This is a genomic window from Paraburkholderia sp. BGA-UO-ETr-F12, assembly GCF_059567945.1.
On the sequence record NZ_JCAQOZ010000067.1, the window covers coordinates 186450 to 206535 of the forward strand.

At 62.9% G+C, this 20086-nt stretch carries 16 protein-coding genes; 6 read left to right on the plus strand and 10 right to left on the minus strand.

Annotation, left to right across the window (positions count from 1 at the left end):
- Window positions 1-148 precede the first annotated feature (148 nt).
- From AC57B6_RS37350 to AC57B6_RS37360, 3 genes are all read left to right on the plus strand, one after another.
- Window positions 149-2074, plus strand: a complete 1926-nt coding sequence (locus AC57B6_RS37350) for a potassium transporter Kup (protein WP_496423223.1) — start codon at window positions 149-151, stop codon at window positions 2072-2074.
- Window positions 2075-2131: 57 nt separating this feature from the next.
- On the plus strand, window positions 2132-3676 hold the full coding sequence (locus tag AC57B6_RS37355) for a T6SS phospholipase effector Tle1-like catalytic domain-containing protein (protein ID WP_496423224.1): 1545 nt from the start codon (window positions 2132-2134) through the stop codon (window positions 3674-3676).
- Between the two features lie 182 nt (window positions 3677-3858).
- Window positions 3859-6228 (plus strand): DNA-binding protein, encoded by a 2370-nt coding sequence (locus AC57B6_RS37360; RefSeq protein ID WP_496423225.1) that lies wholly within the window; start codon window positions 3859-3861, stop codon window positions 6226-6228.
- Window positions 6229-6246: 18 nt separating this feature from the next.
- Here AC57B6_RS37360 and AC57B6_RS37365 read toward each other — a convergent pair whose 3' ends face one another.
- Both AC57B6_RS37365 and AC57B6_RS37370 read right to left on the minus strand, forming a co-directional pair.
- A complete protein-coding gene (locus AC57B6_RS37365; protein WP_496423226.1) occupies window positions 6247-7515 on the minus strand; it encodes an RNA polymerase sigma factor in 1269 nt (422 codons plus the stop codon).
- Entirely contained in the window at window positions 7512-7883 is a 372-nt protein-coding gene (locus AC57B6_RS37370; RefSeq protein ID WP_028195237.1) for a YciI family protein, read from the minus strand. The genes AC57B6_RS37365 and AC57B6_RS37370 overlap by 4 nt, the downstream gene beginning before the upstream one ends.
- A gap of 479 nt (window positions 7884-8362) precedes the next feature.
- Between AC57B6_RS37370 and AC57B6_RS37375 the strand changes: the two genes are divergently transcribed.
- On the plus strand, window positions 8363-9067 hold the full coding sequence (locus AC57B6_RS37375; protein WP_046572370.1) for a winged helix-turn-helix domain-containing protein: 705 nt from the start codon (window positions 8363-8365) through the stop codon (window positions 9065-9067).
- 513 nt (window positions 9068-9580) lie between these two features.
- Here the strand turns inward: AC57B6_RS37375 and AC57B6_RS37380 are convergent.
- From AC57B6_RS37380 to AC57B6_RS37405, 6 genes are all read right to left on the minus strand, one after another.
- Window positions 9581-10351: an ATP-binding cassette domain-containing protein gene (locus tag AC57B6_RS37380; RefSeq protein WP_030099639.1), complete on the minus strand. Its 771-nt coding sequence runs from the start codon at window positions 10349-10351 to the stop codon at window positions 9581-9583.
- Window positions 10351-11316, minus strand: a complete 966-nt coding sequence (locus AC57B6_RS37385; protein WP_051743255.1) for an ABC transporter permease — start codon at window positions 11314-11316, stop codon at window positions 10351-10353. Before AC57B6_RS37385 ends, AC57B6_RS37380 begins: the two co-directional genes overlap by 1 nt.
- Window positions 11317-11348: 32 nt before the next feature.
- Window positions 11349-12446, minus strand: a complete 1098-nt coding sequence (locus AC57B6_RS37390; RefSeq protein WP_496423227.1) for a sugar ABC transporter substrate-binding protein — start codon at window positions 12444-12446, stop codon at window positions 11349-11351.
- Between the two features lie 414 nt (window positions 12447-12860).
- On the minus strand, window positions 12861-13595 hold the full coding sequence (locus AC57B6_RS37395) for a FadR/GntR family transcriptional regulator (protein ID WP_028195232.1): 735 nt from the start codon (window positions 13593-13595) through the stop codon (window positions 12861-12863).
- A 242-nt stretch (window positions 13596-13837) separates the two neighbouring features.
- Window positions 13838-15766 carry a sensor histidine kinase gene (locus AC57B6_RS37400; RefSeq protein WP_496423228.1) on the minus strand — a complete coding sequence of 643 codons (1929 nt, stop codon included), beginning with the start codon at window positions 15764-15766 and terminating at the stop codon, window positions 13838-13840.
- Window positions 15676-16371 carry a response regulator transcription factor gene (locus tag AC57B6_RS37405; protein ID WP_030099643.1) on the minus strand — a complete coding sequence of 232 codons (696 nt, stop codon included), beginning with the start codon at window positions 16369-16371 and terminating at the stop codon, window positions 15676-15678. The genes AC57B6_RS37400 and AC57B6_RS37405 overlap by 91 nt, the downstream gene beginning before the upstream one ends.
- A gap of 299 nt (window positions 16372-16670) precedes the next feature.
- On the opposite strand from AC57B6_RS37405, the gene AC57B6_RS37410 reads away from it, so the two are divergent.
- Window positions 16671-17111, plus strand: a complete 441-nt coding sequence (locus AC57B6_RS37410; protein WP_030099644.1) for a hypothetical protein — start codon at window positions 16671-16673, stop codon at window positions 17109-17111.
- Window positions 17112-17349: 238 nt separating this feature from the next.
- Window positions 17350-17577: a hypothetical protein gene (locus AC57B6_RS37415; protein ID WP_051743256.1), complete on the plus strand. Its 228-nt coding sequence runs from the start codon at window positions 17350-17352 to the stop codon at window positions 17575-17577.
- Between the two features lie 89 nt (window positions 17578-17666).
- On the opposite strand, the gene AC57B6_RS37420 is transcribed toward AC57B6_RS37415, so the two are convergent.
- On the minus strand, window positions 17667-19118 hold the full coding sequence (locus AC57B6_RS37420) for a short-chain fatty acid transporter (RefSeq protein ID WP_496423315.1): 1452 nt from the start codon (window positions 19116-19118) through the stop codon (window positions 17667-17669).
- A gap of 24 nt (window positions 19119-19142) precedes the next feature.
- Complete coding sequence (lhpI, locus tag AC57B6_RS37425; protein ID WP_496423229.1) at window positions 19143-20078, minus strand: bifunctional Delta(1)-pyrroline-2-carboxylate/Delta(1)-piperideine-2-carboxylate reductase; 936 nt, start codon at window positions 20076-20078, stop codon at window positions 19143-19145.
- Window positions 20079-20086: the final 8 nt, after the last annotated feature.

The following is a 20086-nucleotide window of genomic DNA, read 5'->3' on the forward strand; positions in this document are numbered from 1 at the left end:
CGGATGCTTTGAAACGCGCCCTTTTTTTTATACGCTGTTATCGACAGGCAGGCCGCAGCTCAGCCATGGCAGGAGACGGGCCGCCTGGCGCTCGGGACGGCGCATCGTTCGTTGGCGGGGGTCCTCACTCATAGAGAAGGAGCCATTCATGAAATCGTCTGCGGATCCGCAAACGGGCGTCCAGGCCGGCCACATCGGAGAACGTGGCCACGGGCCCATGGCCAGACTGGCGCTGGCCGCCATCGGCATTGTGTTCGGCGACATCGGCACCAGTCCGCTCTACACCATGAGCACGGTATTCGACTCGAGCCACGGGCTGGTGCTCAACCGCTTCAATGTGCTGGGCGTGGTGTCGCTCATCATCTGGTCGCTAATCATCGTGGTGACGCTCAAGTATGTGACGCTGATCATGCGCGCTCACAACCACGGCGAGGGCGGCATCATGGCGCTGCTGGCGCTGGCTTCCAGTTCGGTGATGGACCGCCCGCGGCTGCGTAACGGCCTGCTGCTTGCCGGTGTGTTCGGCGCGGCGCTGTTCTATGGCGACGGCGTCATCACGCCGGCGATCTCGGTGCTGAGCGCGGTGGAAGGTCTGCAAGTGGCGGAGCCGCAGCTCAAACCCTACGTGGTGTCGATCGCGCTGGTCGTGCTGGTCGCCCTGTTTCTGATGCAGCGGCATGGCACGGCCGGGATCGGCGCGGTGTTCGGGCCGGTGATGGTGCTGTGGTTCGGCGTGATCGCGGTGGTGGGACTGCTCAACATCGGTCGCGCGCCGGCCATCCTGGACGCGTTCAACCCGTTCATCGGCCTCGAATTTCTGCTGCGCAACGGCTGGCGGGCCTTTATCTCGCTTGGCGCGGTGGTGCTGGCGCTGACCGGCGCCGAGGCGCTATATGCCGACATGGGTCACTTCGGCGCGCCGCCGATCCGCCTGTCCTGGTTCGCTCTCGTGCTGCCCGCGCTGGCGCTCAACTACCTGGGTCAGGGCGCGCTGCTGTTGTCGGACCCCAAGACCGTGGATAACCCTTTCTTCCACCTGTTCCCGTCGGCGACGCTCTTTCCGATGGTGGTGCTGGCCACCGTGGCGACCGTGATCGCGTCGCAGGCGGTGATCAGCGGCGCGTTTTCCATGACGAGGCAGGCCATGCAACTGGGCTTCATGCCGCGGATGGGCATCATCTATACGTCGGAACGCGAAGTTGGCCAGATCTACGTGCCCGCCATCAACTGGCTGCTGCTGATCGCGGTGGTGGCCGCCGTGCTGGGCTTCGGCTCCTCGACGGCGCTGGGTTCGGCCTACGGCATCGCCGTAACGGGCACCATGATGATTACCACCTTCCTTACCTTCTACGTGGTGCGCTACGCATGGCACTACAACTGGATATTGTGCGTGTTGGCCACCGGCTTTTTCTTCGTCATCGACCTGGCGTTCTTCTCGTCCAATCTGCTGAAGTTCGTGGATGGCGGGTGGTTCCCGCTGCTGCTGGGCGCGATCATGTTCACCATCATGTCCACCTGGCACCGCGGCCGTGGACTGATGGTCGAAGAGGCCGGCGTCCATGCCGGCGCGCTGCCGCTGGCCAGATACCTCGACAGCCTGTTCGCAAAGGCGGCGACCCGCGTGCCCGGCACCGCGGTGTTCCTGACCATCGACCCCAACACCGTGCCGCACGCACTGGTCAATAACCTGGCGCACAACCACGTGGTGCACGAGCGTGTGCTGTTCGTGCATGTGATCAACCTGGACGTGCCCTATGTGCCGCGTGAGCAACGCGTGACGATCACGTCGCTTGGCCACGACTGCTACACGATTATCGTGGCCTACGGTTTCAAGGACGAGGTCGATCTTCCGCAAGCGCTGCGCGACTGCGAGCCGAAGGGTCTCGCGGTCGATCCGGCACAGGTGTCCTATTTCCTCAGTCATGCCACCGTGGTGGCAACCGGAGGCAAGGGGATGCCGGTGTGGCGCGAACGACTTTTCGGTGTGATGGCGCACAATATCGGCAACCCGGCGGCTTATTTCAAGCTGACCACGAACCGGGTGATCGAACTGGGCTCGCGAGTCGAAATATGAGGTGACGGTTGTTGCACTGCGTGATGAACGTCTCGCAGGACGAGAAGGACCACAAACATGAAAAGACTTTTCGTTTGCTGTGACGGCACCTGGAACTCGGACAGCGACGAGTTTCAGGGGGTGCCTGTTCCAACGAACGTTGTCCGCTTTTTCAACGCGCTGAGCGAGCGCGGCGGCGATGGCATCGAACAGCTTCGGTACTATCACGTCGGCATTGGTGCCAACGAAGGCAGGGTGCGCCGCGTCATCGACGGCGCGCTTGGACTAGGACTCTCCCGGGACATTCGAACCGCCTACAAGTGGCTGTCCGACCACTACGAAGAAGGTTCTGAAATCTTCGTGATCGGTTTCTCCCGTGGCGCGTTCACCGCGCGAAGCCTGGTGGGCATGCTGCATCACTGCGGGTTGCCGCACAGGGCAAGCTGGGCGCTGGTCAAAAAGGCATGGAACCTGTACCGGCTCGACCCAAGAATACCGGCAAACGTCAGCCGGCAGGAACGCTTCCGTGCCGCGCATGGCAAACCGCCGCCCATTCGCTTCCTGGGCGTATGGGAGACGGTGGGCGCGCTCGGCATCCCTGAAATTGCGCAGTTGTTCGGCCTCGGCAGGCAGCGTTTCGAATTTCATGACACGACGCTGTCGCCAGAAGTTGAACGCGCGGTACAAGCCCTCGCGATCGACGAGCAGCGCAACAACTTCTTGCCAACCTTGTGGACGGATGCGGATGGTTGCGACCCGGTGCGCGTGACCCAGTTGTGGTTCCCTGGGGTGCACGCTGACGTCGGCGGCGGCTACAAGGAAACCGGGCTTTCCGACGCCACGCTCAAATGGATGATGGCCGAGGCCGCGCGCTGCGGCGCGGTGTTCGCGCCCGCCATGCTGGAGCAGTTAGCCGATGCGGATCAGTCGTCGCCAGCCGCGGTGCATGGCGTACTGCATAACTCGCTGACGGGCTTCTACAGGAGAATCGGCTTTCGTCCGCGATCCTTCCCGTATCTGGCGAAGGATTCGCGGATATGCGCCGAATCGATCTCGGCGCTGGCCTTGGCGCGGCAGGCCGATCCGCCCATCTTTCAGGCTCCCTATCGACCCAACGTCAACCCCGCGGTCCCGGTTCAGGTACGGGTTTTCGCCAGCTCGTTGTGGAACTGGACAGGTATTTTCATGAAGCAAGGCGTGCGCTACCGGTTCAAGGTGCCTGACGGTCAAACATGGCTGGATGGGGACAGCGCGTCGGGCGCGGAGGGTACGCGGGGTACGTGGCTGCTACGCCTGCTGGCCTGGTCCAAACGGGTCAAGGGGGCGAACTGGTTCGAACTCTGCGGTGCGATTTCATACCCGGGGGAGGCGGGCGTGCCGCCGGAACCCTTCTACTTCAGAATCGGTCGAGAGGTGGAGGTCGAGGCACCCCACTCAGGTTATCTATATTGCTTTGCCAACGACGCCAGCTGGGCGTACTGGAATAATCAAGGCAGTCTGCGGGTTGAAATTGTCGAATCGAGCGGTGTGCAGGCCGGCAAGACGGCACATCCCGCTTCAGACGAAGATCTGACCGCGCCTGCAACCGCGCCCGGAGGTTATGGAGCAGGCCAGCCGTCGTGACGCGTCAGGCGTTTGTCGGGCGTCGGCGACTTTGCGGGTGTGATCGCCATCACTGAACCCGCGACGCTGCTTGCCCATGCGATATGGGCAAACCCACGTCCTTTCATCGGCAATACGCTCGAATGCGGTAACGTATTGGGTACTCTATTTTCTGGCAAGCCATATTGAGCTTTGAGGCACTTATGTTCACGGACGCAGACACCATCACGGACGAACGGGTCGCGGAAATCGCGGATCGCATGGTCGAGGAAGGCCGGAAAGTTTCCCCGGTGACCATTTGGCCGGAGCTTCCCGGCGGGTCGATTGTTGCCATTGCAGCGGCTTTGCAACGCTGGCGCGAAGTGCGGCAGCCCGTTACGCCGCCTATGCAGGTGCAGGCTGCATTGCCGGGGCATATTGCCGAAACCATGATGAACGCCGCGGATCGGCTCTGGATGGCGGCTCAAGGCGAAGCCGACAAAGCGGTCAGTCAGCACCTGAGCGCCGTGAACCAGCAACTCGACGCTCTCCGTGCGGAACGCGATGAGGTGCTAGTCGAGTACCAGAAGTCGGCCGAAGAAGTTGCAGCAGAGCGCGAGCGCCATATTGCGCTGACGAATGCATTAGGTGCTTCCGAGGCCATGTCCGCTCGCCTCACAGCGGAACTCGCGGCTGCGACGGGCCGGGCCGAAGCGGGCGAGGCTCGCGCGGCAGAACTGGCGCAGCGAGTGTCGACGGAACAGGCCGCGCTGGAGCACACCAGGGCGGAACTCGACGAGGAGCGCAAGGCGCGCGAAGAGCTGGCCACCGCCGTGTCGACCCAGAACGACGAAATCGCGCGGATGAAGCAGGAGCTCGACGAGGCGCGGCAGGAGATTTCCTCGCTGGGCTTCGATTGTCAGGCGAAGTCGGCCGAAGCGGATAAAGCGTTGCAGGAGGCAACTGCGGCGTCGGATCGCGCGGAAGCGGCCACGGCGCAGGCGAGCGAGAGTCTCGCGCGGGTCGCCGGACTGGAAGCCGAAAGGGATGAGGCGCGTCACGCACTTGAAGCAGAGCGCCAGACAAGCGCAGCGCGTCGTGAGGAAGCCGCGATTCAGTTCGACGAATTGCAGCGTGTGAGCCGGGAATTCGAAGCGGCGCGGGAGCAGGTTGGTGCGATGACCGAAGCGAAAGCGGCGGCGGATGCCGAGCTCGCCCGGATTTCGCACGAGGCGTCTGCTGCGAAGGAGCGCGCAGAATCGGCGGAACAGCATGCCGCGACGTTAGCGCAGCGACTTGCGGACGTAGAACAGGCGAAGACGGTTGAAGCGGAGCGCTGGGCTCAGGAATCGAGCGCGGCCTCATCGCGTGCGGACGCCGCCGCGGCGCAGGCGAGCGAGAGCCTGGCGCGGGTCGCCGCATTGGACGCCGAACTGACCGAGGCGCGCAACGCGCTTGCGGCAGAGCAGCAGACGAGCGCAGCGCGGCGCGAGGAAGCGTCGGTTCAGCTTGGCGAACTACAGCGCGTGACGAGCGAACTCGATGCGGTGCGGCAACAGCTTGACGCCATCACGGAGGCGAAATCCGCTGCGGATGCCGAACTGGCTCAGCTTGCACAGAATGCCTCGGCGACGAGCGCCGAACTGGCGAGGGTCTCACAAGACGCCTCGGCCGCCAAGGAACGGGCGGAGGCTGCCGAACAGCATGCCGCGGCGTTGCAGCAGCAGCTTGCCGACGTCGAGCAGGCGAAATCGGCCGATGCGCAACGATGGGCGCAGGAGGCCGGCGCGGCGTTGTCGCGCGTAGAAGCGGCCACGGCGCAGGCACATGAGAGCCTGGCGCGGATCGCTGCGCTTGAGGCTGAGTTGGGCGAAGCGCGCAGCGCGCTCGCGGCGGAGCGCGACGCAGGCGCAGCGCGGCACGATGAAGCGTCGCTTCAACTGGGCGAACTGCAGCGTGTGACGAGCGAACTCGAGGCGGCGCGGCAACAGATTAGCGCCATCACCGAGGCGAAAACGGTGGCGGAAGCTGAGTTGGCTCGGGTATCGCAGAACGCGTCGGCAACGAGCGAGGAACTGGCCCGGGTTGCACAAGACGGTACCAGCGCAAAGCAACGGGCCGAGGCCGCCGAGCAGCATGCGGCGACGTTGGCGCAACGTCTCGCGGAAGTCGAAAAAATTCGCGCGGAAGAAGCGCGACGCCATCTTCAGCTTGCCAATCAAGCGTCCGAATCAGCGTCGGCGGAAGAAGTCGCCGAGTTGCAACGCCAGATTTCGGCTCAGGCCAAAGCGCATGAGAAGGCTTTTAACGATCTTAGGGCAATCGCGGAACAGTGGGTCGCGCACGCGAAGGATCTCAAGGAACGACTCGCTGCGGCAAACGAGAAGCTTCTGTTTATCGACTCGCGCAGTACAGGAGAAGTGGCGCTCATTCGCAAGCTCTCGTCCGAACTTGAGCGCATCAAGCCGGATAGCGATCTGATATCCCGGGACACGCAGCAAAAGCTGATCGGCGCGACGATGGCCGAGCGGCTTTCGCAGAAGGGTTACCGGTATGACCCGACGACGGCGGTGATGTCGAAAGTCGAGCGTTGATTGGCGGACTGCACCGATCTAACTTCCCGCCGATAACACCTCAGTGCGTTTGCGCTGCAGAAACCGGCGCGCGGCCGGATCGCGTTCGAGTCCGATCGCGAGGTCGTACGCGCCAAGCGCTTCGGCCGTCGCACCGGCACGTGCGAGCAGATCGGCACGCGCGGCCCAGTACGGCTGGTAGTCGCTCAGCCGCGGATCGTCCGCGTACGGCTCGAGCGCGTCGAGCGCCGCCCGCGGGCCGTCCCGTTCCGCCTGCGCGAGCGCTCGGTTCACGGCGACCACCGGCGAAGCCGAGAGCGCGAGCAGCGCATCGTAGAGTTGCACGATCTCATCCCAGTTCGGGCGATGCGTCCAGCAGCGGTGGACGTGCGCGGACTGCAGCGCGGCCTCGAGCTGAAAGCGCCCGATGGCGTTGAACGCGCTTGCGCGTCTTAACAACGCGCTGGCGGCGTCGATCATCGGTGCGTTCCATGTCGCCGGATCCTGCGCCGACAGCGGCACGTACTCGCCGGCTGCGTCGCGTCGCGAATCGCGCCGCGCCTGCGCGTACAGCATCAGCGAGAGCAGACCAAGCGTCTCCGGTTCCTCGGGCAGCAGCTCGACGAGCAGTTGTGCAAGAAACAGCGCCTCGCCGGCGAGATCGCGCCGCTCGGTATCGCTGCCGACCGGATCGGTCCATCCTTCCGCATACGCCGCATAGACCGCTTCCAGTACCGCAGCGAGCCGCTCGGGCAGCTCCTCGCGCTCCGGTACGCTGAACGGAATGCCGGCTTCGCGGATCTTGTTCTTCGCTCGCACGAGACGCTTGGTCATCGCGGCGGGCGACATCAGGAACGCGGACGCAATCGTCTTCGCTTCGAGCCCCAGCACCACCTGCAGCATGAGCGGCGTGCGAATCGCGGCGTCGAGCGCCGGGTGCGTGCAAGCGAACAGCAGCGCAAGCCGCCGGTCGGGCAACAGGCCGGCTTCGCGTTCGTCGATCTCGTCGGCGAGGATCGCGAGCTGATTCACCACTTCATCGCCGACCCGGCGATGTCGCGCGCCGTCGAGCGCCCGGCGGCGCGCCACCGTCATCAGCCACGCTTCGGGATTCGCGGGGCAGCCGCGCTTCGGCCAGTCCGCGAGCGCGGCCGCAAACGCGTCGGCGAGCGCGTCCTCGGCCGCGGCGACGTCGCGGGTACGCATCGCCAGCAGCGCGACGAGCTTGCCGTAACTGCGGCGAGCGACCGCCTCCGCAATCGAATGTGTGGCACCGTCAGCGTCACGGTCGCCGCCGGACGGGTTCATGCAACAGACGGCGCGTCGTAGGGGGCAGTCCAGACCGGGCGCACTTCCATCAGGCCGTGCGCCGCGCCGGGACAACGCGACGCCCACGCGATTGCCGCGTCCAGATTGGGCACGTCGATCAGGTAGTAGCCGGCGAGCTGCTCCTTCGAATCGGAAAACGGTCCGTCAAGCACCTGCGGCTTGCCGTCGACAAGCCGTACCGTGGTGGCCGTGCTCGTGTGCTGCAAGCGGTTGGAGCCCAGCAGCACCTCCGCTTTTTTCAACGACTCGGTGTACGCCTGATAGGCGGCAACGCCTTGCTGCCGCTCGCTGGCGGTCATTTTGTTCCAGCCGTTCTCTTCCGAGTAGATCATCAATAGATATTGCATATGAGCCTCCGTCATGGGGTTAGGGCGGGCGAATTGCATTGAGCCGCCACTACAATGACGCGCGGGCCGCATGCTGACGGACAGGTGGCGTCGAAAAAATCGCGAACGGCAGTGGTGTGCCAGGGGAGTGCAGCAGTACCCGGCCAACTCAGGCTACTGGAGGTCGCCATGGGAATTATCGGCCCACAAGCTCAAGCGCGTCACGAACTCTTCCGACAAACAATGCGGCGGCCACGCATTGCGCCAGCCTTTCGTTGCGGCAGGTCTTCCCGCTACCGATCAGGCCGATGGATTGTGTGCGCTCATGTCGAATTGCTTGTGCATTTGTGGAGATTTGTATAGGGGTGCGCAAGATGTCCAACGCATAAGCTATGCTGCGCGTCGAGCAGGCTGGCGCGGCGTTGTTGCGTGTTGACCGTGCATCGCGCCATGCCTTTGCCTGCCGCTATTCAAACAACTCGTCGTGAACGATTCGTCCCATGTCATTCCGGATCCTGTTTGTCGAAGACGATGACCGCCTGTCAGCGTTGGTCAGCGACTATTTGCGCAAACGCGAATACGACGTCGAGGCGGTGCTGCACGGCAACAACGCCGTGCCGGCCATTCTCGAGCGTCGTCCGGACCTGGCGATTCTCGAAGCGAACCTGTCAGGCAAGGACGGTTTGCAGATTTACCGCGACGCGTGCGAACAGTTCGACGGGATGATCATCATGGTGCCCGAGCGCAACAAACAGTTCGCCGAAATACTGGGCCGCGAATTCGGCGCGGACGCCCCCATACATCAATCCGTCGAACCGCGCGTGCTGCTGGCGCGCATCAAGGCGCAATCGCGCCCCGTGACTACGCGTGCGGCGGAGGCTGCTCAACCCGAGCGCTATACCTTCGGCAAGTTCGAGATCTGCCGGGCAAGCCGTACGGTCAAGCTCCCGGATGGCAGCCAGCCCGATCTGACATCGGCCGAGTTCGACTTGTTGTGGGCGTTGGTGAGTTGCGCGGGCGAGGTGGTAAGCCGTGACGAGTTGATGAGGCAACTGCGCGGCATCGAATTCGATGGGCTCGACCGCACGATCGACGGCGGCATTTCCAAATTGCGTCGCAAGCTGCACGACCACGCCGGTACGTCGCAGCGCATCAAGACGGTCCGCGGCAAGGGCTATCAGTTCAGCAAGCTGGCCTGGGATTGAAACCGTGTGCCGCGAATGCGGTGTCGAACGCGGTGTTGTTTCAGCAGACAGTCTGCTGCGGACCTGTAGGCGCCACAGGTCCGCTCCTGAGATCGACAGACAGGGTGCGAGGATGCGCTTCAGTAGGCACAGTAATCGAGGTTCAACCGTGGAAGCAAGCAGATGGTTTGCCCCAGGCGATCACCCGCGAGTAGAACGCCAGGGGCAGTTGTGGGCCGTTGCCACACCGGAGGGTTGGCGCAAGGTGCACCCGGGCGACTGGATCTTGACGGATAGCACGGGAAACTCGTGGCCGATGGGGGATCGCGAGTTTCGCTATTGCTACGAGCCGGTTGAAGACCGATTGCCGAATCTTTGAACATGGCCGGTTGTACACCGGTTGTACACCAGTTGCACACGGTTCCGGCACTGGCCCTCGGAGTGGGCCGGAACCCATTTGGCCGGCCCTCATAGGGCCGGCTTTTTTTTAGGCATTTTGCGCAAGGCAGTACGCGTTGCGCGCAGCTTGTGGGATCAGTTCGCCGCTGTTCGCATTGCGCGATATTCGCGCCGCACGATATCCATCAATTCTTCAACCGACGTACTCGCGGCTTCGCGCTGGTACGTGACACGCCCGCGCTGCATCAGCATCACCCGGTCCGCGATATCGAGCGTCTGCGCGTAGTTGTGCATGATCATGATGATCGACAGGCCGCCTTTGTTCTTCAGCCGCAGGATCAGGTCGATGATCAGGCCAGCCTCGCGGGCGCCCATGGCGGCGAGCGGCTCGTCGAGCAGCAGAATTTTCGCATTCGAATTGACCGCGCGGGCCACCGCGATAGCCTGCCGCTGTCCGCCGGACAACTGCTCGACCGGCAGATCGACCGACGGCACATGCACGCCGATTTCTTCCAGACACTCGGCGGCGCGCTCACGCATGGCGCGATTGTTCAACAGCCGGAACGGCCCGCGCCGGATGATCTCGCGATTGAGAAACATGTTGTGATAGATACTCAGCGAATTGGCCAGCGCCAGATCCTGGTAGACGCATTCAATGCCGAGCGAACGGGCATGGTCGACCGAGCGAAGCAAGGTTTCCTCGCCGCCGACAAAAAGCTTGCCGCCGGTCTGCTGATGAAAGCCCGTCAGGATCTTGATCAAGGTCGATTTGCCGGCGCCGTTGTCGCCCAGCACGCCAAGGATCTCGCCCTGTCGGAGTGTTAGCGACACCCCATCGAGCGCGGTGACCGCACCGAAACGCTTGACGATATCTTCGCCGCGCAGCGCCTCCGGCACCTCGGACATCACAGCTCTCCCTTGCGTGCGAGACGAACCACGTGGATGTTGAAGATCATGGCCCCGAGGATCGCCGCGCCGAGAATCATGTTGAAGGTGAAGGCGTTGATACCGATCAGCGTGAAGCCGTCGTTGAGAATGCCGAGCACCGCCGCGCCGATCAGCCCGCCGATGATCGTGCCCGAGCCGCCGGCGAGCGGCGTGCCGCCAATCACGGCCGCGGCAACCGCAAGAAACATGATCTGGTTACCGCCCGCTTGCGGATCGATCGACGTGATACGAAAACCTTCGAGTATCCCGGTCAAGCCGGCGAGCACCGCGGCAAGAATGAAGTTGCCGAGTTTCAGGCGTCTGACCTGGATCCCCGCTTCGCTCGCACCCAGTTGATTCGCTCCCGACGCGATCGTATGCAAACCCCAGCGTGTATGACGCAGCAACACGTGCATGAAGGCGGCAATGGCAAGCGTCCAGATGATTTCGCTGTAACCCCATTCCCCCATGAACGCAGCCAACGCGGAGTTCTCCGGCGGCGAAACCGGCGTACCTCGCGAGATCGTCAGGGTGAGGCCGTTCACGAAGAACAACGTACCCAGCGTGGTCACGAAAGAGGGGATGCGCAGGTACACCGTCACCGCGCCGTTAATCAGGCCGACCAGGCCCGCTGCGATCACGCCGATAATGATCGCGAGCCACGCGGGCATGCCGGCCTCGATGGCGAAGTACATGATGAAAGGCGCGAACGCAAAGACCATCCCGGCGGAAAGATCGATTTCCCCGCCGATCATCAGCATGATTTCGCCAAAGGCGATGATCGCCACCGGGGCGATGAACTGCGAAAGATTCTGAAGACTCGCGCTGGTCAGCAGGAAGTCATGGTTGACGCTCTCGAAGTAGATGCTGAGGATCAGCGCGACCGCCAAGATGCGAATTTCGCTGGAGCGTCCGAGCGCGCCTGACCAGCGCCTCGGACGCATTGCGGATTTTTGAACGTCCGTCACGGGAGCGCTCACCCTTTGATCGCACCCGTGCGTGGCACGATCTGGGCTTTCGTGCTCTTGCCTTCATAGCGCGTCGATGTGTTCAGGTACGGATCGACCGTGCCCTTGGTGACGAACTTCAGGCCCGTGTTGACATTGGCGGGCCCTACCAGACCACCGGAGGCGAGAAAGATGAACGCCTCCACGACCGTATAGAAACCCTGCACGTAGGGCTGCTGATCGATCGTGAAATCGAGGAAGCCATCGTGAATCAGATCGACCGTGCGCGGCAACAGATCGAAGCCGCCGCCGTGGACACCTTTGGACGGCAGGTTGGATTCTTTCATCACCTCGGCCACGCCTTGGGTGCTGCCCGCATCCACGGCAAACATGCCTTTGAGATCCTGGTGGCCGAGATAGAAGGACTTGATCTTCGATAGCTCTTCGTTGACGGTCGCGCCGGTTGCGATGGTCTGCACGTCGATCTTCTTGCCCGATTTCTTGATTGCGGCGGCGGCGCCGTCAAGCCGCGGCTGAATATTGAGCTGCCCTGGCGTGGCGATAAAGAGTGCGACGAGGCCGCTGTCGATCAGGTTCGAGATTCGCTCGCCCATCTGGTAGCCGGAAAGATAGAGATCCTGACCGATATACGCAAGACGCGGATTCGTCGAGCCGGACGGCGCGTCGGCGTTATAGGCGAACACGGGAATGCCTGCGTCGAGCGCGGCCTGGATGGGTTTGTCGAATGCTTTCGGGTCGACGATCGGTACGGCAATCGCGTCGGCTTTCGCAGCGATCGCCGCGTTCACTGCGTTGACCATTTCGCCGATGTCGGCATTGGCCGAGCCGGTCCATTGGTAGTCCATCCCCAGCATGGCCGTCGCATCCTGAATGCCGTATTGCGTGGGAACGAAGAACGGATTTGTCGTGACGTGATTGACGAAGACGATTTTCCACCGCTTGTGGCCGGGGAACGAACCGCCTTCCGCCGCCTGGGCCTGCGTGATCAGGCCACCCATGCCGCCCATCCCACCCATTAACGCGAGTGCCGCGGAGAGTCCCGCGCCTTGTAACAAGCCCCGACGCGTGCCTTGCACTTCGTCTTCGTCTTCCTTCGCTTGCGCCATTTCTATCTCCCGTCTCTCAATTATTGAACACTTCACGGTCCATGACGGCGCAAGCAGGAAAAGCCCCGGCAAGAGCAACACCGGAGCCGGGCATCATTTCGTTCATGAAGCCCACGTGCACGCGCGTACGCATGACTACCCACCAGAAAATGCTATATCACGCTCTTTCGCCTACTAATCGATGTATACCCTTAACTAGTCGGACTAATTAAATTTTTGCGCTGCAGCGCGGCCTTCGATATTGGGTTGAAGCAGTGCGGCGCAACACGATGATGGAGTAGCCCCGCCTCGCTCAGTGCGGATCTCGCGGAGCCGAATTGCTGTGCGTTATAGGGTGCCTGAATAGTATGACTATCGGGTGGCTGCACGAAAGAAGCGCAACGCGCGGGACGTCAGGCGTTCGCTGCGTGCGGATCAGGGGTGCGTCTGAAACTGGCCGCCGGTTTCCAGCACGCTTACGGCGTCTGCACGCGCATTGTCGAGCTGAACGAGGCTTGCCTGCCGGGCACCCAGCGGATCGCGGCTCTGGATCGCGGTGAGAATCGCCTTGTGACGAGGCAGCGACAACGCATGCGTGTCCGGATGGCGACTCGTCAGCTTGATCGATTCGGACAGGGCAAGCGACAGCATGTTGCCGATATAGGCCAGCAGGTCGTTGTGAGTGGCCGCCATGATGGCGCGGTGAAACTCGAGGTCGGGGTCCAGTAGCGCGCTTGCGGTTTCCGCACGTTCCATCTGATCGTAAGCCGATGCGATGCGCGCGAGATCCTCGCTGGTCGCCGCCGTGGCGGCGAGTGCCGCCGCCGCGGGTTCGATCACGCGGCGCACGGTCAGCAGCGAACCGAAGAACTCGCCCTCCGGCACACTGTTGATCGTCCAGAACAGGACGTCGGGGTCCAGCATGTGCCAGTCCGCGCGAGGTTTCACCACACTGCCCACACGCGGTTTCGACACCACCAGACCTTTTGCCACCAGTACGCGAGTCGCCTCGCGCAGCACGGGGCGGCTCACGCCATAGCGCTCGCACAGCACAGTCTCGGCAGGCAGGCGCTGGCCCGGCTGTACTTTCCCGCCGACGATATCCATGCCGAGCTCCTGCACAATGCGGCCGTGCAAGCTCTTGCGCTGTTGCAGATGACGGTAGTCCATGGTCGGCGGTCGCGATCGTGTCCGGCTCAGTCTTGTGCCGACCCGTGCAGCGTTCTGGACGACGCTTACCGTGTTGTCGGCACGGATACGGGTTGGTTTCTTGCAAAAAGGTTACCGATCCAAGCATAGCACGCAGTATCTGGCGTGCCCCCTGGTGCCGATGCCGATGCCGGTCCCGCACACGACCGGCGATACAGTGGCGTCGCCTGGCTGTGGCGTGTGGGTGAGCGTCCGCTCACGGCCTAACGAAGCATGGGTTCAGGTTCGGCTCGCGCCACCTGCATATCCAGTGCCGTGAGGCCGGCAGCGGATCGAATCCGCAGCGTTCCGCCGAGCCGCTGCGCACGCGCCTGCATACTGCGCATGCCGGTTCCCGCATGCTGCTGGAGCGCGGCGGGATCGAAACCGATTCCGTTGTCGCGAACAGCGAGTGCGAGTTCGCGCTCGTCGCTGTGCAGCTCGATCTCCACCTGGCTGGCGCGGCTGTGCTTGAAGACGTTGGTGAGGGCTTCCTGAAGAATCCGCATGACGTCGATGCTTTTCGAGGGCGGCAGGTAGCACCGGTCAAGTCCGGCGATCGACCAGCGGCATTCGATGCCGTGGCTTTCCAGCAGGCTCGTGAGCCGGTGCCGTAGCGGACCGATCTGATCGGCCAGCGGAGATTCGCCGGGCCGCTGGGTCGAGGCCGTATCGATGATGATGCGCAGATCGTCGCGCAGCTCTTTCAGAATCGACAGGAAGCGTCCGGACGGGATACCGTGCGGTGCGTGCTCGAGCGTGGCAATGCTGCTGACAAGCGTGCCGCCCAGCCCGTCATGAAGGTCGTGGGCGAGATTGAGCCGTTCGTTGAGCCTGACGTTGGCGACTTCGAGTTCGTGCTCGCGGTGCAGTGTGTTCGCCAGTTCGACCCTGGCCGCGTCGACGGTGATGTTCAACTCCTCGTTGAAGCGCTCGATACGGCGCAGACTGGCGACGAAATTCCAGGCGAGCACCAGCGCCATGCCGATCATCTGCAATTGCGACGTGAGTGCGGAGTAGTAGCGATTGTCGTTGAGGATACCGAGGAACGTCAGCAGGTCATGCACGCCGGCGATCAGGAAAATGGCAATGCAGATCGACAGAATGCGATGATCGGTGCGACCGTGACGCAATGCGACGTAGAGAAAGGCAAAGCAGGTCGCGAAGAAACTGCAGGCCTGCGCCACGGTCAGGACGGCGCGCGTCATGCCCATATCGCTGTGCGGTGTCGCGAGCATGACGATCGTGCCGACGGCCACGAGTAGCCAGAGTACAGTTTCGATACGTGGCAAACGCCGTTCGCAAAAGCGTATGGAGAACATCGTGAACGCCGCGCTGTAGATAATCAACGCGATCGAGTTGGCACTTTCCCACCCGTCGGTACTGGCAAACGGCCATGGGCTCGTCGCCACCTGGTTGAGCGCCACCCACCACCAGGCGAGCGACATCAAACTGAACCAGCCATAGACGGCTTCCTGCCGACGCATGAGCCATAACGCGAAAAAGAAGCAGCCGAGCGTGGCCGTCACGGCAAGGCTGGAGAGTTGCAGATCGTGGCGCAGCCAGTATTCGGCTTCGTAGCTGCGCTGGAGCGTGTCGGGATCGCCGATCGATACGTTGCCAAGTCCGGGCTGGTATTGCGACAACCCCGACACGCGTATCAGCAGCGTATTGGTGCCCTCGCGCAGCAAGGGCGGACTCAGGACCTGATAGCGTGGCGCGTTCCAGGCGCGCGTCAACGGTTCAAGCAGATGCCGGTCGCGCATGAGCAAGCTGCCGTTGAGATAAATCGCACCGGCCATGTTCAGATAGTCGAGCATCAGCGCGGCAGGATGCGCTACGTCTGCCTGTTGCCATGAGAGCCGATACCAGACGACGCCGTCGAATTCCGGCCAGCGTGAAGACCAGTCGTCGGGTAGCGATACTGAAATCCAGCCTGCCGATGGCGGGCTGTCAGACTGCCAGTCCGCGCGGGCCGCTTCGATGTGGGGATGCGTGAGGGTGTCGGCGTGCGCCGGCACGGCGGCCGCGGTGCTGGCGTGCAGTGCGGCGAGGGCGCAGATCAGGGCAACAAGCCATGCGTGCGCGCTTCGAACACGGCCTGAGTGCGAGAGTTGACCGCCAGTTTCTTGTAGATGTTCTTGACGTGACATTCGACCGTTAGCCTGGACAGGGATAGCACATCGGAAATCTCGCGATTGGTGAGCCCTTTGTTGACCAGCACCAGGATTTCGATTTCTCTCGGACTGAGCGGCGAGCGCGTTGGCGGCTTCGCGCTGGTTGCGCTGGCGCGCCTCGCGAGGCCGGTCAGATCGAGAATGCGTCTGGCAACGAATGGGTCGATGGGCGCGCCGCCGCGCAGTGCGCTGCGGATCGACATCGCGATTTCAACGTCGTCCCGCTCCTTGAGCAGGTAGCCGGTTGCGCCCGCCTGGAGCGCGGTCACGATCACCTGCTCGGTGCTCCAGGCGGAGATTACCAGAAGCGGCAATGCCTCATCCTGCCCATGCAACGCACGTATGAGATCGATGCCGTTGCCGTCAGGCAGGCCGACGTCGATCAGCGCGAGCGCGAACGGCTGGTTGGCCAGCAGCGCGTTGGCTTCGGCAATGCTGCCAGCGAATGACAGGATGTCGTCCGTGTAGCCGAGGGTCGCGAGAATCGCGCGCAGCCGGGCCTGCATCGGTGGCTCGTCCTCGACGATCAGGAGCGGGCCGGGCAGCACGGATTCGAAAGTATCGGACGATGGTTGCGCCATAGGGCCGCGTAGAGGGGAAGAACCGGTGGGGGGATTGCCGGAACGGCCGGCAACGCTCGACCGGCGGCAGCGGCAATAGTGGCATGGATTCACGACGGTATTCCAGTCGCCGGGTGCTGGCTATACCTGGAATCAAGTATCCGCGGCCGCGCGCTAACGGGACGTTGCGCTCGCCATCGCGTGGATTGTGCGCGCTCATCATTTTGTTACACCTCTTACCGGGACCCTAACCGCCGGGTTACAAAAACCTTTCGCGGGGCGGTTATACTCGGCGCCGTCCCAAAAACCAAAGACCTTTTATGTCGAAGAAAATCCTCCAGATTGTTGCCATTGCGGCGCTTACCACTGCCGTGTCGTTACCGGCGGTAGCCGGCGATATGAACAATGCCCTTGGCGGCGCGCTCGGCGGCGTAGCCGGCGCTGCACTGGGCGGCGCAATAGGCGGCAGCACGGGTTCCGTCATTGGCGGAGCAGTGGGCGGCGGCGCCGGCGGCGCAGTCACGTCAAACCGCAGGGAACGCACGGGCGCCATCATCGGCGGCGCGCTCGGGGGCGGTGCCGGCACAGCGGCGGGCAATGCGATGGGCGGCCGCACCGGCGGCCTCGTCGGCGCGGCCGTGGGTGGCGGCGCGGGCTCGGCGCTCGGCGGGAACATGTCGCGGTCCAATTCGTACGCGGACGACTATTCCCGTGGCTACCGTTCGGGCAAGCGCCATCACAAACATCGCCGCTACGACTGAACGTTAAGCAAAAAACGGCGTGGTTCATTCAAGGGTTAAGCCCGAAACACGAAGCGCCGGCTACCTTTCGCAGCGCTGCTCGGGCGATTCTCATGTGAGCCAGAGCCGGCGCTCGATCGACCACGTCGCGCGAGGTTTATGCAAACTACCCCTGACGCCGCTGCAGCGCCTTGACGAGCCTGGTCCACAGGAACTCGGCAGCGGGTGACAGACGCCTGCCAACCCGGCGTATTCCCTGATGCCCGAGAATTTCCCGAAACATGTCCGCGCCGGTTATCTGGCGAGCGCCTATGCGGTTGCGGTGTCGGTCTTCGGCGGGACCTCGCAACTGGTCGTCGCATGGCTCATCAAGGCGACCGGCAACACGATGGCGCCGGCGTGGTACATGATCGGCTGCGTGATCGTTTCGTTGATTGCCGTGTCGATGCTTGAAGAAACCGGGGGACGTGATCTGGACGCGGGCTGAGCAAGCTGTGTCGGAAGCGGCAGGTTGGGGCGTGCGGTAGCTATCCGCCGGCTTTTAACCTGCTGCACCAGGCTGGCGTCACAGGCGGATCAAGGCATGACGGGGGGATGGAAGGTCAGCGTCCCCGCAAGAATCCACAGCAAGAAGATCACGAGCGGGAGATGCACGATGAACTGGGTGAACGTGAAGCCCACCACGTCACGAGCCCGCAATCCCAGCACGCCGAGCAACGGCAGCATCCAGAAAGGGTTGATCAGATTCGGCAATGCCTCCGCCGCGTTGTAGACGGTGACCGCCCAGCCCAGATGAACCTGGAGTTCCTTCGCGGCCGCGATCACGTACGGTGCTTCGATGATCCATTTCCCGCCGCCCGACGGCACGAAGAATCCAAGGACGGCAGAGTAGATGCCCATCAGCGCCGGAAACGACGCATGCGACGACACGGTGACGAAGAAATGAGAAATATGATCGGCCAACGGTAGTCCCGACGGCGCGGAGGCTTTCGTCAGCATGTACGCAATGCCCCCATAGAGAGGAAACTGGATCAACACGCCGGCCACAGACGGCACCGATTTCGCCACCGCGTTCAGGAAGCGGCGGGGGCGCCAGTTCAACAACATCCCGGCCAGCAGGAACACGAAGTTGTAGGTATTGAGGTTGGAGATGGCCAACACCGGATTTTTCGTGGTGAATTCGTGCCATGCCCAAACCGAGCCGAGTGCGACGATCAGGATTGTGATCAATGGGCTGTACTCGAGCCAGTCGCCGGGGCGTGAAGGCGCGGCGACTTCGAGTTCCGCCTCATCCAGCGAGATGCCCAGAGACTGCGCGGTTTTGGCGCGCTCCGCGCCGGGCGCGGAGAGATACGCGATCAAAAGCGATACCACGGTCAGAGCGGCGACGATCAGTAACGACTGGGGCAGAAAAATCGTCTCGGAGAACGGAATGACACCGGTGATCGCCAGCAGCGCCTTCGGCAAACTGTCCGGATTCGCCTGCAATTGCGATGCCGACGAGCTCAATCCCAGCGCCCAGGTCGCGCCCATGCCGAGATAGGCGGCGGCACCCGCTGCCCGGTAGTCCATACGGAGCCCGGTGCGACGAGCGAGCGCGCGAACCAGCAGGCCGCTGAAGATCAGGCTGATCGCCCAGTTGAAAAGCGACGCCGAAATGCTGACCAGCGCGACGAATGCCACCGCGGACTTGCCGTTCGACGGCAGGCGGGCAAGCCATGCGATCAATTTCGCGGCAGGCGGAGAGACCGCGACCACGTAGCCTGAGATGGCCACGATCGCCATCTGCATCGTAAAGGGAATCAGGCTCCAGAATCCGTCTCCGAAGGCAATGCCCACATGTTGTACAGGCGCGCCCGCCGCCAGGGCGCCGACGGCGACGACGACAACCGCGATCGCCGCGAATAGGTATGCGTCGGGAAACCACTTTTCCGACCAACGGGTCACGGCTGCGGCCATACGCTCGAGCCCGACGGCAGCGTCGGCTGTCGAGGCTGGCAGGTCTTGCTGACGGTTCAATTCCTTCATCATGGTCTCCGACGCTTCGAGTGATTAAACATACTTTTCATAAACCTGCGTTGCCGCAGCCAGGTCTTCGAGTGCGGTCCCCACCGCTTTAAATACCGTGCGCTCGCTGCCGTCTGATCGCCCGCCGACGTCGCCCCGGCACAAGGCGGCGAGCGTACCGTTCAGGTCCGCCGGCGAAATCACGTTGCGCGACAGCGGCCCAATGAGGTCGCCGGACTTCCGCAGTGCCTCGTCCGTATCCACAAACACGCGTGCGTTGCGGAAACTATCGTCGTCAGCCTCGCGCATCTGCGGCGTGAAGCTTCCGATAAGATCGAGATGCGTTCCCGGTTTCAGCCATGAGCCGCGTACGATCGGCTCGGTGGCGAGCGTCGCGCAGCTCACGACATCCGCGCGCGCCACGCTGTCCGGCAGACTGGAGACCACTGCCGCATTGAAACCTTCGTCTCGCAGTTGCTGTACGAGTCGCGCGGCTGACTCCGGATAGATATCCCAGACCTCGACATGCGTGATTGGCAGCTGGCTTCGATACGCAGCCGGCACGAGGCTTGCCACGCGTCCGGCGCCCAACAGCACCATGTGCGAGGAGTCGTCGCGCGCCAGAAGGGTGGCCGCGAGTGCCGACGCGGCGGCGGTCCGGCGTGAGGTGATTTCATTGCCGTCCATCTGCGCGAGAGGCTCACCCGTGCCGGCGTCGTACAGCACGTAGGTCGAGTGCAAGCCGGGCATTCCGCGGCCCTGATTAGCCGGGAAAATGTTCACGGTCTTGATGCCGAGATATCGGTCCGCTTCCCATGCCGGCATGATCAATACGGTGCCGGTGTTGCCGTCGCCGCAATTGATCGTGTGCGAGTGTCGGAGTGGAACCTCGCACCCCTTGATGAACGCCTCTTTCAGCGACGGAATCAGCGTGGCGAAGTCCAGCGCCTCGCGAGTCGCCGGCGTGTCGAAAAATTTCATGCTCGATT

Excerpts from the sequence above, each read along its gene's own strand:
- AC57B6_RS37350 (WP_496423223.1), top strand. The coding sequence starts at position 149 with ATGAAATCGTCTGCGGATCCGCAAACGGGCGTCCAGGCCGGCCACATC.
- AC57B6_RS37355 (WP_496423224.1), top strand. The coding sequence starts at position 2,132 with ATGAAAAGACTTTTCGTTTGCTGTGACGGCACCTGGAACTCGGACAGC.
- AC57B6_RS37360 (WP_496423225.1), top strand. The coding sequence starts at position 3,859 with ATGTTCACGGACGCAGACACCATCACGGACGAACGGGTCGCGGAAATC.
- AC57B6_RS37365 (WP_496423226.1), bottom strand. The coding sequence starts at position 7,515 with ATGAACCCGTCCGGCGGCGACCGTGACGCTGACGGTGCCACACATTCG.
- AC57B6_RS37370 (WP_028195237.1), bottom strand. The coding sequence starts at position 7,883 with ATGCAATATCTATTGATGATCTACTCGGAAGAGAACGGCTGGAACAAA.
- AC57B6_RS37375 (WP_046572370.1), top strand. The coding sequence starts at position 8,363 with ATGTCATTCCGGATCCTGTTTGTCGAAGACGATGACCGCCTGTCAGCG.
- AC57B6_RS37380 (WP_030099639.1), bottom strand. The coding sequence starts at position 10,351 with ATGTCCGAGGTGCCGGAGGCGCTGCGCGGCGAAGATATCGTCAAGCGT.
- AC57B6_RS37385 (WP_051743255.1), bottom strand. The coding sequence starts at position 11,316 with ATGCGTCCGAGGCGCTGGTCAGGCGCGCTCGGACGCTCCAGCGAAATT.
- AC57B6_RS37390 (WP_496423227.1), bottom strand. The coding sequence starts at position 12,446 with ATGGCGCAAGCGAAGGAAGACGAAGACGAAGTGCAAGGCACGCGTCGG.
- AC57B6_RS37395 (WP_028195232.1), bottom strand. The coding sequence starts at position 13,595 with ATGGACTACCGTCATCTGCAACAGCGCAAGAGCTTGCACGGCCGCATT.
- AC57B6_RS37400 (WP_496423228.1), bottom strand. The coding sequence starts at position 15,766 with ATGTCACGTCAAGAACATCTACAAGAAACTGGCGGTCAACTCTCGCAC.
- AC57B6_RS37405 (WP_030099643.1), bottom strand. The coding sequence starts at position 16,371 with ATGGCGCAACCATCGTCCGATACTTTCGAATCCGTGCTGCCCGGCCCG.
- AC57B6_RS37410 (WP_030099644.1), top strand. The coding sequence starts at position 16,671 with ATGTCGAAGAAAATCCTCCAGATTGTTGCCATTGCGGCGCTTACCACT.
- AC57B6_RS37415 (WP_051743256.1), top strand. The coding sequence starts at position 17,350 with ATGCCCGAGAATTTCCCGAAACATGTCCGCGCCGGTTATCTGGCGAGC.
- AC57B6_RS37420 (WP_496423315.1), bottom strand. The coding sequence starts at position 19,118 with ATGAAGGAATTGAACCGTCAGCAAGACCTGCCAGCCTCGACAGCCGAC.
- lhpI (WP_496423229.1), bottom strand. The coding sequence starts at position 20,078 with ATGAAATTTTTCGACACGCCGGCGACTCGCGAGGCGCTGGACTTCGCC.